This is a genomic window from Pseudonocardia halophobica, assembly GCF_050948485.1.
Classification (GTDB): Bacteria; Actinomycetota; Actinomycetes; order Mycobacteriales; family Pseudonocardiaceae; genus Pseudonocardia; species Pseudonocardia halophobica.
The window spans coordinates 2,997,926-3,011,231 of record NZ_CP192046.1; the positions used below are offsets into that span (position 1 = coordinate 2,997,926).

The window sequence follows — 13,306 nt, forward strand, 5'->3', positions numbered from 1 at the left end:
CACCTCGCCCCGTGCGTCGGTCAGACAGCCCTCCGGACGCTGAATCGAACTGTCGCCGTCCGCAATAGACGGCGCGGTGGCGGCCCCCCGGGGCACTCTTGCGATGTCGCGCGAGCGGCGCCTACGGTCGGGCGATATCGGATGACGGTCGTCCGTAACCGACGGAGGTGGAGATGCCGGCCTTCGCCGTGCCGCCCGAGCACGCCGACCTGCGGGCGGCCGTGCGGCGGTTCCTGGCCGAGTGCTCGCCGGAGGCCGAGGTCCGCCGGCTGATGGAGACCGGGACCGGGCACGACCCCGCGGTCTGGAAGCGGATGGCGGGCGAGCTCGGCCTGCAGGGGCTGATCGTCCCCGCGGACCACGGCGGCGCCGGCGCGGGGCGCGTCGAGCTGGGGATCGTGCTGGAGGAGGCCGGACGAGCGCTGCTCTGCGCACCGCTGTTCGCCACCGTCGCCCTCGCCGCCACCCTGCTGCTGGAGTCCGACGACGCCGAGGCACAGGCCCGGTACCTCCCCGGCATCGCCGCCGGCGACACCATCGCGACCGTGGCGGTGTCGGCGGCCGACCCGGGCCGCCGTCCGCCCGGCTCGGGGGTCGCCGCGGCGGGCACCGCCGAGGGCTGGCGGCTGACGGGGGAGGAGCCGTACGTCGTCGACGGGCACGCGGCCGATCTCCTGCTGGTCCCCGCCCGCACTCCGGCGGGCCTCTCGCTCTTCGCCGTGGACGGCCGGCTATCGCAGCGGCGCCCGCTGCAGACCGTCGACCGGACGCGCAGACAGGCGCGGGTGACGTTCACGGACACCCCGGGTGAGCTGCTCGGCCGGGACGGGACCGCAGGCCCGGTGCTCGACCGCACGCTCGACCTCGCCGCCGTCGCGCTCGCGTCCGAACAGGCCGGTGCCGCAGCCTTCGTGCTGCAGCGGACGGTCGCCTACGCCAAGGAGCGGGTGCAGTTCGGAAGGCCCGTCGGCGGCTTCCAGGCGATCAAGCACATGCTCGCGGACCTGCTGCTGGAGTCCGAGTCGGCGATCTCCGCGGCGCGCTGGGCGGCCGCGGCGGCCGACGAGGGCGACCCGGACCTGCCGGCGCTGGCGAGCCTCGTCCGCGCCTACTGCTCCGACGCCTTCGTGCGGATCGCGGCGGACTCGATCCAGATCCACGGCGGGATCGGCTTCACCTGGGAGCAGGCGGCCCATCTCTACCTGCGCCGGGCCCGGACGAGCGCTCAGCTGCTCGGGGATGCCGCCCACCACCGGGAGCGCTACCTGCAGAGGAGCATGGCATGAGCGTGCGCGCGGAGGTCGCCGCCTGGTTGGCAGCCGAATGGGACCCCGCGACGATGAGCGCAGGCCGCCCCCGCACGGAGTTCGTCGCGGCGGTCGTCGAGGCGGGGTGGGCCGCGCCGCGCTGGCCGCGCCGCTGGTTCGGCCGCGGTCTGTCCGACGACGACGGCCTCGTCGTGGAGGAGGAGTTCCGCCGCGTCGGCGCCCCGGGCTCCGGGCAGGACCGGCACAACCTGTACGCGGCCACCGTGCTGAGCTTCGGCTCGGACGCGCTGAAGGAGCGGTTCGTCGGCCCGATGCTGCGGGGCGAGGTGGCGATGTGTCTGCTCTACAGCGAGCCGGGCGCGGGATCGGACCTCGCCGCCGTCCGCACCCGGGCGGTCCCCGACGGGGACGAGTGGGTCGTCGACGGGCAGAAGGTCTGGACCTCGTCGGCCCGCACCGCGGACTACGGGATGTTGCTGTGCCGCACCGACTGGTCCGTCCCGAAGCACCGCGGCCTGTCCTTCTTCCTCTTCCCGATGCGGCAGCCCGGCGTCGAGGTCCGGCCGTTGCGGCAGATCACCGGGGAGTCGGAGTTCAACGAGGTCTTCCTGACCGGGGCGCGGGTGCCCGACGAGCACCGGCTCGGCGGGCTCGGCGAGGGTTGGCGCGTGCTGCAGACCGCGCTGGCCTACGAGCGGTCGGTCATGGGGGACCGGGCCCGCGCGGGGCGCTCGGACACGGGCATGGCCGAGATGGGCGACGAGCTGGTGAGGCTGGCCGCCGAGACCGGCCGGCTCGGCGATCCCGTGGTGCGCCAGGACCTCGCCCGCGTGGCCGCGCTGCGCAAGGTCAACGAGTGGAACGCGGTGCGCGCCAAGGCCGAGGTCGAGCAGGGCTCCTCGTCGTCGGTGATGTCGCTGGGCAAGCTCGCGATGTCCCGGATCCTGCACGAGAGCGCCCGCGTGCGCGCGAGCCTGGCGGGCCCGCGGGCCATGGTGGAAGGGCCGGAGGAGCCGATCGGCGACGAGGCGACCTTCCTGGCGCTCAACGCCTACTTCACCTCGATCGGCGGGGGCACCGACCAGATCCAGCGCAACATCATCGCCGAGCGGATCCTCGGCCTGCCGAAGGAGTACGAGGTGGACCGCGACGTCCCGTTCTCGGAGGTGCGCAGTGGGTGAGGCACCCAGGACCAGCTGGGGCACATCGCCGTCGGGCAGCGGGCATGAACCCGCGCGCCCAGTTCCGGGACCCGCTGACCCTGGAGCAGTACCACGCCTCGCGCTGGATCACCGAGCCCTTCCACCTGCTCGACTGCTGCCTGGTGTCCAACGGCGGCATCGCCGTCGTCGTGACGTCGGCGGAGCGGGCCGCGGGGCTGGCCCGGCCGCCGGTGCACGTGCACGGCTGGGGCCAGGCTCATCCTGGTGTCCGGCAACGGCGGTGTGCTCGACCACCACTCCACGCTCGTCCTGTCCCCGCACGCCCCCGGGAGGGCCTGATGGTCGGGAAGGTCGCACGGGACGCCGCGACCGCGGAGTTCTTCGACGCCCCCCCCGCGGCGAGCTGCTCCTGCGCCGCTGCCGGGACGGTCACCTGTCCTCGCCGTACGCGACGGCCTGCGAGACCCGCCGCGGCGGACCTCACCCCCACCCCGGCCGAGGGCGGCGGCACGGTGGTGAGCCACACCGCGGCGCACCGGCGGGACGGCACGACGGTCCCGTTGGTCGCGGCGACCAGCCGGATGGTCACGCGCCCACGCCGACCCCCCGCAGGCTGAACATGAAGTTCACCCGGTAGCCCTCGGACGGCAGCACCACCTTGTTCGTGAAGGCCATCGGCGGGGTGTGCTGGTGGATCGGCACGCGCTTGCGGATGTCCTTCTCGCTCTCGACCATCTGCCGCACCGCCGGGGTGCGGGCCTGCGGGTCGGTCCCGAGGAGCGCGGCGCCGTACGCCGTCACGAACTGCGGCGTGCTCACGTTCCACGGGTTGTAGAACTGGTCCGGCAGCTCCGGGAGATAGGCCGTCGTCGGGTCGCCCACCGGGGATCCCATGCCGATCAGCGCGTTGCCCTCCTCGCGCGCGAAGAAGGTGTCCGCCGTGGTGGCGGCGTCGATGACCCGCGGCTTCACCCGGAACCCGCCCGCCTCGAGCATCGGGATCAGGGCCTCGGCCGCCGAGCGGTGGCTGTCGATGCCCGGGATCAGGAACTCGATGTCGACGCCGTTCGGGTAGCCGGCCTCGGCGAGCAGCTGCTTGGCGCGTGCCGGGTCGTGGTTGAAGCCCGGCGCGTCCGGCGTGACGGCCGGGTCGTAGCCCCAGTGGTCCGGGGGCAGGAACTGGGCGACGGGCGTCCCGTAGCCGAAGAACACGCCGTCGACGATGGCCGTGCGGTCGATGGAGTGCTCCAGTGCCTCCCGGGCCTCGAGCTTGTCGAACGGCGCCTTGCCCGGGTTCATGAAGAAGTTGAGGATCGCGGTGCTCGCCGAGGCCTCGGCGTTGAGCCCGGCCGCCTTGGCCTGGTCGGCCTGCGAGGCCTCGAGGTTGGCGATGTCCGCCTGGCCGCCGATCAGCATGTTCATCCGGGTGGTGGCCTGGGGCTGCACGTAGATCTCGTACTTCGCGGCCTTGGCGGCCTCCTTGTCCCAGTAGTTCGGGTTCCGCTCGAACCGCACGACCTGGTTCGGCACGTACTCGACCAGCGTCGCCATGCCCGAGCCGACGGGCTTCTGGTCCAGGTCGGGGTTGTCGAAGGCCGCCGGGCTGATCATCACGCCCGCCGAGCTCGAGAGGAAGTTGGGCAGGTTCCCGCCGGGCCCGTTCAGGTTGATCCGCACCTGGGTCGGCGACACGACCTGCACGTCCTGGATCGCCCGGATCAGCCCCTTCACCGCGCTCGTCTCGGAGAACCGCGCCCGGTCGAGGTTCGCCTTCGCGGCGGTCGCGTCGAACCTGGTGCCGTCGACGAACGTGACGTCGTCGCGGAGGTCGAGCACCAAGGCCTTGCCGTCGTCGACGAACTCCCACTTCGTGGCGAGCTGCGGCGTGAGCTCGCCGAACGTGTCCGCCCGGATCAGGTGGTCGTAGGGCAGCTGGTAGACGACGTTGTCCCAGGGGTTGCCGGACCTGTGCGGGTCGAAGGTCGACACCGCCTGCGACCAGGCGAAGCGCAGGGTGGCGTTCGGGTCGGCCTGCGTGGCCTGCCCCGAACCCGTCCCGCCCCCGCTCCCGCCGCCGCACGCGGCGGCGAGCAGGGCCACCACGGCGACCAGCACCGCCAGCACCCTCGTCGACGCTCTCCTGTCACGCCCCATTGCGCTCCTCGTCTCCCTCGTCTCCTCCGACCGACCGCCGCTGCCCGGCGGAGCCGGATCAGCCCGCTGCCACCGCGATGCCGCGGAACACGGGCGCGTACGCGGGCCGGTATCCCGGCGGGAAGATGACCTTGTCGGTCCAGACGCTCGGCGGCTGGGCCGCGTAGATGCCGAACTGGCGCCGCAGGTCCTTCTCGTCCTCGATCATCCGGTGCACCGCGGGCAGCCGCTCCTCGCGCGTCGCGCCGACCAGGGAGTCGTTCCAGGCCTGGGTGAACTCCGGCGACGTCGTGTTCCACGGGTTGGTGAACTGCCCGGTCAGGTTCGACTCGTACTGGGTGGACGGGTCGACGAACGGTGCGCTCGCGCCGATGTAGGCGTTGCCCTCCTGGCGGCCGAAGAACGTGGCCGGCGTGGTCGCGGGCTCGATCACCCGGGTCCGGGGCCGCAGGCCCACGGCCTCGAGCATCGGGATGACGGCCTCGGAGACGGCGCGGTGGTCGTCGAGAGCGGGGATGAGCATCTCGAAGTCCGCCCCCGCCGGGTACCCGGCCTGCGCCAGCAGCTGCTTCGCCTTCTCCGGGTCGTAGGCGTAGTCCGGGCCGTCCCAGGCGACCTTGTCGTCGTACGCCCAGTGCCCCGGCGGGATCAGCTGCGAGGTCGGCGCGCCGATGCCGAACAGGACGCCGTCGACGATCGCCCGGCGGTCGATGGCGTGCTCCATCGCCTGCCGCACCTCGAGCTTGTCGAAGGGCGCCTTCGCGGTGTTCACGGTCATCCGGAAGATCGTGGTGCTCTGCGACGGCTCGACGTGCAGGCCCGCGGCCACCGCCTGGTCCTGCGTGGACGGGTCCAGGTAGGTCATGTCGATCTGACCGGTGGTCAGCATGTTCAGCCGGGTCGGCGACGACGTCTGGACGTAGACCTCCACGCCGGCGACCTTGACGGCGTCGGGGTCCCAGTAGTTCGGCGCCTTCGTGTACCGGGTCACCTGGCCCGGCACGTACTCGGTCATGGTGAACATGCCGGAGCCGACGGGCTTCTGGTCCAGGTCGGGGTTGTCGAACGCCGCCGGGCTGATCATCGAGCCGTGCCGCTCGGTGAACAGGGCGGGCAGGTTGCCGCCCGGCGAGCTCAGGTTCAGCCGGACGGTGGTCGGGTCCGGGGTGTCGATCGAGGCGATCGCCCGCAGCGCGCCCTTGACCGCGCTCGTCTCCAGGGTCTTGGCGCGTTCGAGGTTCGCCTTGACCGCGGCGGAGTCGAACTTCGTGCCGTCGTGGAAGGTGACGTCGTCGCGCAGGGTCAGCTGCAGGACCGTGCCGCCGTCGAGGAACTCGTACCCGGTGGCGAGCATCGGGACGATCTCGCCGTTCTGGTCCTCCTGCAGCAGCTGGTCGTAGACCAGCCGCAGGTTGACCATGTCCCAGGCGTTGCTGGAGCGGTGCGGGTCGAAGCTGGAGACGTTCTGCACGAACGCGTAGCGCAGGATCGCGTTCGGGTCCGGCTGCGCGGCGGCGCCGGAGCCCGCGCCGCCGCCTCCGCATGCGGTGACCAGCAGCGCGAACACGGCGATCAGCCCGGCGATCAGCCGCCGGGACGAAGGAGCCCTCACCGGGCGCTCCTCTCGGGTCGGGGCGTCAGCCCGTGAACTGGCCACCGGCGGGGTGCAGGATCTGCCCGGTGGTGAACGACGACTCGTCGCTCGCGAGGTACAGGCACGCGTCGGCGGACTCGGTCGCGGTGCCGAGCCGGTTCATCGGCGTGATGCTCATGGCCATCGCGTAGGCGGGCTCGTTGTCCTCGAGCCCGGCGATCATCGGCGTGGCCGTGTAGCCGGGTCCGACGGCGTTGACCCGGACCCCGGTCTGCGCCAGCTCCAGGGCCATGACCTTGGTGAGCATCCAGACCCCGGCCTTGGACACGCAGTACGGCGACGCGCCCGCCAGCGGAATCTTCGCCGCGGTCGAGGCGATGTTGACGATCGACCCGCCCGTGCCCTGCTCCAGCATCTGCCGGGCCAGCGCCCGGTCGGTGAACAGCACCCCGAGGACGTTCACGTCGAGCACGCGGCGGAAGTTGTCCGGCTCGAGGTTGACGACGTGCGTGGCGTCGCCCCGCGCCGCGCGGGTCTGGATGTTGCTGGCCCCCTGTGCCGTGGCGACGCCCGCCGCGGCCACGCCGACGTCGACGTGCCCGAAGGCCTCGACCGCGGCGGCGACCAGCGCCTCGCAGTCGGCCTCCGAGGTCGTGTCGGTCCGCACGTACCGCGCGGAGCGGCCGGCCTTCTCCACCAGCGCGACCGTCTCGGCACCGTCCCGGAGGTCGCCGACGACGACGTCGGCGCCCTCCTCGGCGAACCGCACCGCGGTCGCCTGCCCGATCCCGCTCGCGCCGCCGGTGATCACGGCGACCTTGCCCGTCAACCTCATCGAGGGTCCTTTCCGAAGGTGAGCACGAGCCGGCCGCGGGTACCGCCCGCCTGCAGCCGTCGGTGCGCGGCGGTGGCCTCGGCGGCCGGGTAGGTGTCGGCGACGCGCAGGGTCAGCCGCCCGTCGAGCACGAGCTGGGCGAGCTTGGCGATCTCCGCGCCGTCGGTGAGGTGGTCGCGGACCATGACCGGGTGGACCCGGATGTCCCGCTCGGTCGGGCCCGCCCAGAACCGGACGGTGGCCAGTGCGCCGCCGTCGCGCACGATCGGCAGGGCTCCCGCGTCGAGGACCGCCGCGTCGATCAGCCCGTCCACCCCGTCGGGCACGGCGGCCCGGAACGCGGCGATCTCCTCCGTCACGTCGCGCGAGGCCGGCACCACCACGTCGGCGCCCAGGCCGCGGACGAGCCCCTCGTCCTGCGCGAACGCGTCGGCGACGACCCGCAGGCCGGCGATCCGGCCGAGCTCGATCGCGTACCCGCCGACGGCCCCGGCCGCCCCGGTCACGCCGAGCGTCTGCCCGGCGGTGAGCCCGAGGTGCAGCAGTGCGGAGTAGACGGTCAGGCCGTTCATCGGGAGCGTGGAGGCCTCGACGTCACTGATGCCGTCCGGGATCGCCGCGGCCGCGTTGTCCGGCACCACGACGTACTCGGCCTGGGCCCCGCCCAGCGCGCGGCGCGGCATGACGATCGCCATCACCCGCTCTCCGACGGCCCAGGCGCTGTCGGGGCCGACGGCGTCGACCACGCCGGCCATCTCCATCCCCGGCACCCACGGGGCGGGCAGGCCCTCCGACTCCCGCGGGCCCCACTGGCGGAAGGCGGTGTCGGTCGGGTTGACCGCCGCGGCGGTGGTGCGGATCCGGATCTCCCGCGGACCGGGCTCGGGGGTGGGCAGCTCGACGAGCCGCAGCACCTCGGGACCACCCGGGTGCGGGATGCCCACGGCGTACATGTCAGGACTCCTCGGGAGCGACGGGGTCGGGCAGGACGAGCACCTTCACCGAGCCGGCGACGGCGTGCTGGGTGTCGAAGGCGTCGGCGACCCGGCTCAGCGGGACGCGGTGGGACACGAGCGGGGCGACGTCGACCAGGCCGTCGGCGAGCAGCCGGAAGGCCTCGGTCGCGTCGGGCCCGGTGTAGGCGAAGCTGCCGAGCAGCCGGAGCTCCTTCTGCACCACCGTGTCCAGGTCGACCGGCGGGCTCGCACCGACCAGGCCGGCGACCGAGACCGTCCCGCCCGCCCGGACGACCTCGGTGGCGAGCGCGGTGATCGCGGGGGCGCCGGAGCACTCGAAGAAGGTGCCGACGTTCCCCGCGACCTGGTACGGCGAGGTCGAGGTGCCCCACCGGTCCAGCAGGTACGTCCGCGGGTCGTCGGTGTGCGCGTCGAGGACCGTCGCGCCGAGCCCCGATGCCGAGGCGAGCCGGGCGGGGGAGACGTCGATCCCGACGACGTCCCGCGCGCCGTGGGCCAGCAGCACCCGCAGCACGCACTGCCCGATCGAGCCGAGCCCGGCCACGACGAGCGGCCCGTCGAGCTCGGGCGCGGCGGTCGCGACGGCCCGGGTCGCGACCGAGAGCGGCTCGAGGAAGGCGCCCTCCTCGACGCTCATCGAGTCGGGCATCCGGTGCAGCCGGGCGCCGGACTCCGCGTTCGGCACGAGGACCTTGTCCGAGAGCCCGCCGCGTGCACTGGAGGCGGGCGCCGCACAGAGGTTGGTGCGGCCGAGGGAGCATTGGCGGCAGGAGCCGCAGGGGCCCATGGGGTTCACCGCGACCCGGTCCCCGACCTTCAGGCCGCGGATCCCGGATCCGACCGCGGCGACCGTGCCCGAGAACTCGTGGCCCATCGGCGCGCCCGGGGTGATCCAGGCGCCCTCGGCGAAGGCGTGCACGTCCGACCCGCAGATGCCGCAGGCGGCGACGTCCAGCACCACGTCCCCGGGGCCGGGGACGGGATCCTCGACCTCGACCAGCCCGATCCGCCCCACGCCCTCCCAGACCGCGCTCCTCATGCGGACACCCGGGCCAGGGTCCGGACCGACGCGCCCCCGAGACGGGGACCGGCCGTGTGCAGGTGGCAGGCCACCTCGCCGGAGCCCTGCGCGGGCGTGAGCGGCGGGACCTCGGTGCGGCAGACGTCCATCGCGTAGGTGCACCGGGTGTGGAACCGGCAGCCCGGCGGGACCCGCGAGGGGTCCGGCGGGTCGCCGGACAGCACGATCCGCTCGCGGCTGCGCTGGGTCCGGGGCGATGGCACGGGCACGGCGGACAGCAGCGCCTCGGTGTAGGGGTGGGCTGGGGCGTCGAACACCCGGGCGGCGTCGCCGTGCTCGACGATCTGCCCGAGGTACATCACCGCGACCCGGTCGGAGATGTGCCGGACGACGGACAGGTCGTGCGCGATGAACAGGTACGTCAGGCCGATCTCGGCCGAGAGCTCCTCCAGCAGCCCGATGACCTGGTTCTGGGTGGAGACGTCGAGGGCCGAGACGGCCTCGTCGAGCACCAGGATCTTCGGGTCCGCGGCGATCGCGCGGGCGATGGTGAGCCGCTGGCGCTGGCCGCCGGAGAACTCGTGGGGGTAGCGGGTCATGTACTCCGGCGGGAGCCCGACCCGGCGCAGCAGGTCCGCGACCCGCTCCACGCGTTCGGTGCGGCCCAGCTTGACGTGCACGTCGAGCGGCTCGCCGATCGAGTCCCGGACCAGCATCGACGGGTCCAGTGAGGAGTAGGGGTCCTGGAAGACCATCTGGATGTCCCGGCGTGCGCTGCGCAGCTCCTTCGCGGGCAGGCCGAGGAGCTCGCGGCCCTCCAGCCGCACCGACCCGCCGGTCGGCTCGACCAGGCGCATCAGGCCGCGCGCCGTCGTCGACTTGCCGCAGCCGGACTCGCCGACCAGGCCGAGGGTCTCGCCCTCGGTCAGGTCGAAGCTCACCCCGTCGACCGCCTTGAGCTCGATCCGCTCGCGGAACAGCCGCCTGCGCGGGGCGAAGGTGACCTCCAGGTCGCGGACGGTCAGCAGCGGATCCGCCCTCCCGGGCAGGGACTGGGCGGTCACGGGTTCCCCTTCAGGGTCAGCTCGGCGTGGCGCAGGCAGCGGGTGGTGTGGTGGGCGGCGACGAGCTCCAGCGGCGGCGTCGGCCCGCCCGTGCAGGCCTCGGCGACGTACCGGCACCGCGGGTGGAAGCGGCAGCCCTCCGGCATCGCGCCGACCCGGGGCGGGTGGCCCGGGATGCTCGCCAGCGCCTCGGACGGGTTGTCCATCCGGGGCATGGCGGCGAGCAGCCCCTCCATGTAGGGGTGCCGGGGGTCCTCGAACAGCTCGTCGAGCCCGGCGCTCTCCACGATCTGCCCGGCGTACATCACCAGCACCCGGTCACAGATGTCCGCGACCACGCCGAGGTCGTGGGTGATGAAGACGACCGACATCCCGTGCTCGCGCTGGATCTCCCGCAGCAGCTCCAGGATCTGGGCCTGCACGGTGACGTCGAGGGCCGTGGTCGGCTCGTCGGCCACGATGACGTCGGGGTTGCAGGCGAGCGCGATCGCGATCATCACGCGCTGGCGCATGCCGCCCGAGAACTCGAAGGGGTACTGGGTGGCCCGCCGGGCCGGGCTGGGCACGCCCACCCGGTCCAGCAGCTCGACCGCCCGGCGCTTCGACTCCCGCCGGCTCGCGCCCTCGTGCCTGCGCAGCACCTCCGCGATCTGGTCGCCGACCGTGAACGCCGGGTTCAGGCTGCTCATCGGCTCCTGGAAGATCATCGAGATCGTCGGCCCGCGAACGTCGGACATCTGCTTGGGGGAGAGCCGGGTCAGGTCGTGGTCGAGCAGCCGCAGGGTGTCGGCGCGGACGCGGGTCTGCTTGGGCGGCATCAGTCCGGCGATCGACAGGCAGGTCACGCTCTTGCCGGAGCCGGACTCGCCGACGATCCCGAGCGTCTCCCCGCGCCGGACGGAGAAGCTCACCCCGTCGACGACCGTCGCCCACCCGGACTCGGTGAGGACGTCGACGACGAGGTTGTCGACCTCGAGGGTGGTGTCGGTCAAGGTGGCTGCGTTCTGGGTCGCCGTCACGACTCGGTCCTTTCCTCGCGGCCGAGGGCGTCGCGGAGGCCGTCGCCGAGCGTCACGAACGTGAACACCGTCAGCGCGATCAGCACGCCCGGGAAGATGCCCAGCCACGGCGAGCGTCCGAAGTAGAGGAAGCCCTCGCGGATCATGGATCCCCAGCTCGCGTCGGGCGGCTGGACGCCGAGGCCGAGGAAGCTCAGGCCCGCCTCCGACAGCATCGCGTAGCCGGCGGTGACGGCGATCGCGACGGTCAACGGGGACAGGGTGTTCGGCAGGATGTGCCGGAGGATGACCATCCAGGTCGGGGTGCCGATGCTGCGTGAGGCCTCGACGAAGGTCTCCTCCTTGAGCCCCAGGACCACGCCGCGGACCAGCCGGAGGAACCGCGGCGCCATCAGGATCCCGACGGCGAACATGGCGTTGCGCAGGCTCGGGCCGAGGACGCCGACCAGGGCGATCGCGAGCAGCAGCGGCGGGAAGCTCATCGCCGCGTCGTTGAGCCGCATGACGACCTGGTCGAAGCGGCCGGACAGGAAGCCGGAGAGGAAGCCCAACGGCACCCCGATCGCCATCGCCACGGCCAGCGCCAGCGCGATGGCGAGCAGGGACACCCGGGTGCCGACGATCAGCCGGCTCAGGATGTCGCGGCCCAGCTGGTCGGTGCCCAGGAGGTGGCCGGGGGAGAAGGGGTCCAGCAGCACGGCGCGCAGGTTCTGCGCGTTCGGGTCCGCCGGGGTGATGAACGGTCCGATCAGGGCCACGACGACCAGCAGGGACAGGACCCCGAGCGCGATCATCGCGCCCCGGTTGCCGCCGACCCGGCGCCGGAAGTCCGCCCACGCCCCACCACCGTGGGCCAGTGCCTCGGCCGAGACCGACGCGGGGGCGCCGGCCGGCATCGCCGAGGCCGCGGGTGCCTCCGGCGCGACCTGCGCCGACGGCTCCCGGGCGGCCTCCGACTTCTTCTCCACGTTGGTCATCGGGGCCGCACCTTCGGGTTGAGGTAGCCGTACGTGAGGTCGACGAGCAGGTTCGAGAGCATCGCGACGAGCACGGCGACCAGCACGATCCCCTGGATCACCGGGATGTCGCGGGTGGTCACCGCGTTGAGCGCGACCTGGCCGAGGCCGGGGACGCCGAAGATCTGCTCCACGAGCACGGCGCCGCCGAGCAGCGCGGTGATCTGCAGGCCCAGGACCGTGACGAGCGGGACGCTCGCGTTCTTCATGACGTGCTTGCCGATCACCACCCGCCCCCGCAGGCCCTTCGCCCGCGCCGTGCGGACGTAGTCCTGCTGCAGCACACCGATGATCGAGCCGCGCAGCTGCCGGGCGCTCTCCGCGGCGCCGGCGATGCCGAGGGTCAGGGCCGGCAGCAGGATGTGCGAGGCCCAGGCGGCGGGATCCTTCTCGATGGGGACGTAGCCCGTCGCCGGCAGCCACCCGAGGGTGAGGCTGAACAGCAGCACGAACATCAGGCCGAGCCAGAACGACGGCAGGGCGATACCGAGGGACGAGCCGATGCTCGAGATCCGGTCCAACCAGGTCCCGCGGCGCAGCGCCGACACGATCGCGGTCGGCACCGCGATGAGCAGCGAGATGACCAGGGCCGATCCCGCGAGGGCGAGCGTGACGGGGAGCCCGTCCCCGATCGAGGTGGCGACCGGACGGCTGGTGAACAGCGAGGTGCCCAGATCGCCCGACAGGGCGGAGGTGATCCAGTCCCAGTACTGGACGACCATCGGGCGGTCGAGCCCCAGCCGTTCCCGCACGGCCGCCACCTGCTCGACCGTGGCCTCCGGGCCGGCGATCGTGACGGCCGGGTCGCCCGGGATCAGCAGCACGAGGCCGAAGACGACGAAGGTCACCAGCAGGAGTACGGGAACGGTGGTCGCCACGCGCGTCAGAAAGAACTTCAGCACGGGATGCTCAACCTCCTCGTTGAAGTCGGCGCATCGATTCTCGGGAAATTCCGGGCAGCACGCGGCCCCGTTCCGGGGGTCGCCCGGGAAGGGGACGGCAGAACCCGTCGGCGGGTTCTTCGGGCCGGTCTCAGCAGGGGGATCGACGGTCGGCGTCGGCTTCGGACGCTAAGCGAGGCGGCCCGTGGCGGGCAATGGGCGGCGCGTCCGATTTCGCCGGGAAATCGCCCGGGCGCCGTTTCCCGCTCGATCCGGCGCCCGCATTGGGACGATGTCCACGACGACACCGGAAC

The 13,306-nt window shown here is 72.9% G+C and carries 12 protein-coding genes; 3 read left to right on the forward strand and 9 right to left on the reverse strand.

What is annotated here, in order from left to right:
- Positions 1-173 precede the first annotated feature (173 nt).
- Genes ACQP04_RS14450 through ACQP04_RS14460 form a run of 3 tightly spaced genes read left to right on the forward strand, consistent with a single transcriptional unit; the run spans position 174 to position 3,048 of the window.
- Complete coding sequence (locus ACQP04_RS14450) at positions 174-1,286, forward strand: acyl-CoA dehydrogenase family protein (RefSeq protein WP_433507546.1); 1,113 nt, start codon at positions 174-176, stop codon at positions 1,284-1,286.
- On the forward strand, positions 1,283-2,449 hold the full coding sequence (locus tag ACQP04_RS14455) for an acyl-CoA dehydrogenase family protein (protein ID WP_433507547.1): 1,167 nt from the start codon (positions 1,283-1,285) through the stop codon (positions 2,447-2,449). The genes ACQP04_RS14450 and ACQP04_RS14455 overlap by 4 nt, the downstream gene beginning before the upstream one ends.
- A 44-nt stretch (positions 2,450-2,493) precedes the next feature.
- Entirely contained in the window at positions 2,494-3,048 is a 555-nt protein-coding gene (locus ACQP04_RS14460) for a hypothetical protein (RefSeq protein ID WP_433507548.1), read from the forward strand.
- On the opposite strand, the gene ACQP04_RS14465 is transcribed toward ACQP04_RS14460, so the two are convergent.
- Genes ACQP04_RS14465 through ACQP04_RS14505 form a run of 9 tightly spaced genes read right to left on the reverse strand, consistent with a single transcriptional unit; the run spans position 3,017 to position 13,013 of the window.
- On the reverse strand, positions 3,017-4,585 hold the full coding sequence (locus ACQP04_RS14465; protein WP_433507549.1) for an ABC transporter substrate-binding protein: 1,569 nt from the start codon (positions 4,583-4,585) through the stop codon (positions 3,017-3,019). The genes ACQP04_RS14460 and ACQP04_RS14465 overlap by 32 nt on opposite strands.
- A 58-nt stretch (positions 4,586-4,643) precedes the next feature.
- Positions 4,644-6,197, reverse strand: a complete 1,554-nt coding sequence (locus ACQP04_RS14470; RefSeq protein ID WP_037047314.1) for an ABC transporter substrate-binding protein — start codon at positions 6,195-6,197, stop codon at positions 4,644-4,646.
- A 25-nt stretch (positions 6,198-6,222) separates the two neighbouring features.
- Positions 6,223-7,014 carry an SDR family NAD(P)-dependent oxidoreductase gene (locus ACQP04_RS14475; protein WP_433507550.1) on the reverse strand — a complete coding sequence of 264 codons (792 nt, stop codon included), beginning with the start codon at positions 7,012-7,014 and terminating at the stop codon, positions 6,223-6,225.
- On the reverse strand, positions 7,011-7,967 hold the full coding sequence (locus ACQP04_RS14480) for an NADP-dependent oxidoreductase (protein ID WP_433507551.1): 957 nt from the start codon (positions 7,965-7,967) through the stop codon (positions 7,011-7,013). Before ACQP04_RS14480 ends, ACQP04_RS14475 begins: the two co-directional genes overlap by 4 nt.
- A 1-nt stretch (position 7,968) precedes the next feature.
- Positions 7,969-9,030: a zinc-dependent alcohol dehydrogenase gene (locus ACQP04_RS14485; protein ID WP_433507552.1), complete on the reverse strand. Its 1,062-nt coding sequence runs from the start codon at positions 9,028-9,030 to the stop codon at positions 7,969-7,971.
- Positions 9,027-10,076, reverse strand: a complete 1,050-nt coding sequence (locus tag ACQP04_RS14490; RefSeq protein WP_433507553.1) for an ABC transporter ATP-binding protein — start codon at positions 10,074-10,076, stop codon at positions 9,027-9,029. The genes ACQP04_RS14485 and ACQP04_RS14490 overlap by 4 nt, the downstream gene beginning before the upstream one ends.
- Entirely contained in the window at positions 10,073-11,095 is a 1,023-nt protein-coding gene (locus ACQP04_RS14495; RefSeq protein WP_433507554.1) for an ABC transporter ATP-binding protein, read from the reverse strand. Before ACQP04_RS14495 ends, ACQP04_RS14490 begins: the two co-directional genes overlap by 4 nt.
- Positions 11,092-12,072: an ABC transporter permease gene (locus ACQP04_RS14500; RefSeq protein ID WP_081924227.1), complete on the reverse strand. Its 981-nt coding sequence runs from the start codon at positions 12,070-12,072 to the stop codon at positions 11,092-11,094. The genes ACQP04_RS14495 and ACQP04_RS14500 overlap by 4 nt, the downstream gene beginning before the upstream one ends.
- The gene (locus ACQP04_RS14505; protein WP_037047303.1) at positions 12,069-13,013 is read right to left on the reverse strand and encodes an ABC transporter permease; all 945 of its coding nucleotides are present in this window, start codon (positions 13,011-13,013) and stop codon (positions 12,069-12,071) included. The genes ACQP04_RS14500 and ACQP04_RS14505 overlap by 4 nt, the downstream gene beginning before the upstream one ends.
- Positions 13,014-13,306 lie beyond the last annotated feature (293 nt).

Bases quoted from the DNA above. Each gene is read 5' to 3' on its own strand.
- ACQP04_RS14450 (WP_433507546.1), top strand. From the start codon at position 174: ATGCCGGCCTTCGCCGTGCCGCCCGAGCACGCCGACCTGCGGGCGGCC.
- ACQP04_RS14480 (WP_433507551.1), bottom strand. From the start codon at position 7,967: ATGTACGCCGTGGGCATCCCGCACCCGGGTGGTCCCGAGGTGCTGCGG.
- ACQP04_RS14475 (WP_433507550.1), bottom strand. From the start codon at position 7,014: ATGAGGTTGACGGGCAAGGTCGCCGTGATCACCGGCGGCGCGAGCGGG.
- ACQP04_RS14500 (WP_081924227.1), bottom strand. From the start codon at position 12,072: ATGACCAACGTGGAGAAGAAGTCGGAGGCCGCCCGGGAGCCGTCGGCG.
- ACQP04_RS14455 (WP_433507547.1), top strand. From the start codon at position 1,283: ATGAGCGTGCGCGCGGAGGTCGCCGCCTGGTTGGCAGCCGAATGGGAC.
- ACQP04_RS14485 (WP_433507552.1), bottom strand. From the start codon at position 9,030: ATGAGGAGCGCGGTCTGGGAGGGCGTGGGGCGGATCGGGCTGGTCGAG.
- ACQP04_RS14460 (WP_433507548.1), top strand. From the start codon at position 2,494: ATGAACCCGCGCGCCCAGTTCCGGGACCCGCTGACCCTGGAGCAGTAC.
- ACQP04_RS14465 (WP_433507549.1), bottom strand. From the start codon at position 4,585: ATGGGGCGTGACAGGAGAGCGTCGACGAGGGTGCTGGCGGTGCTGGTC.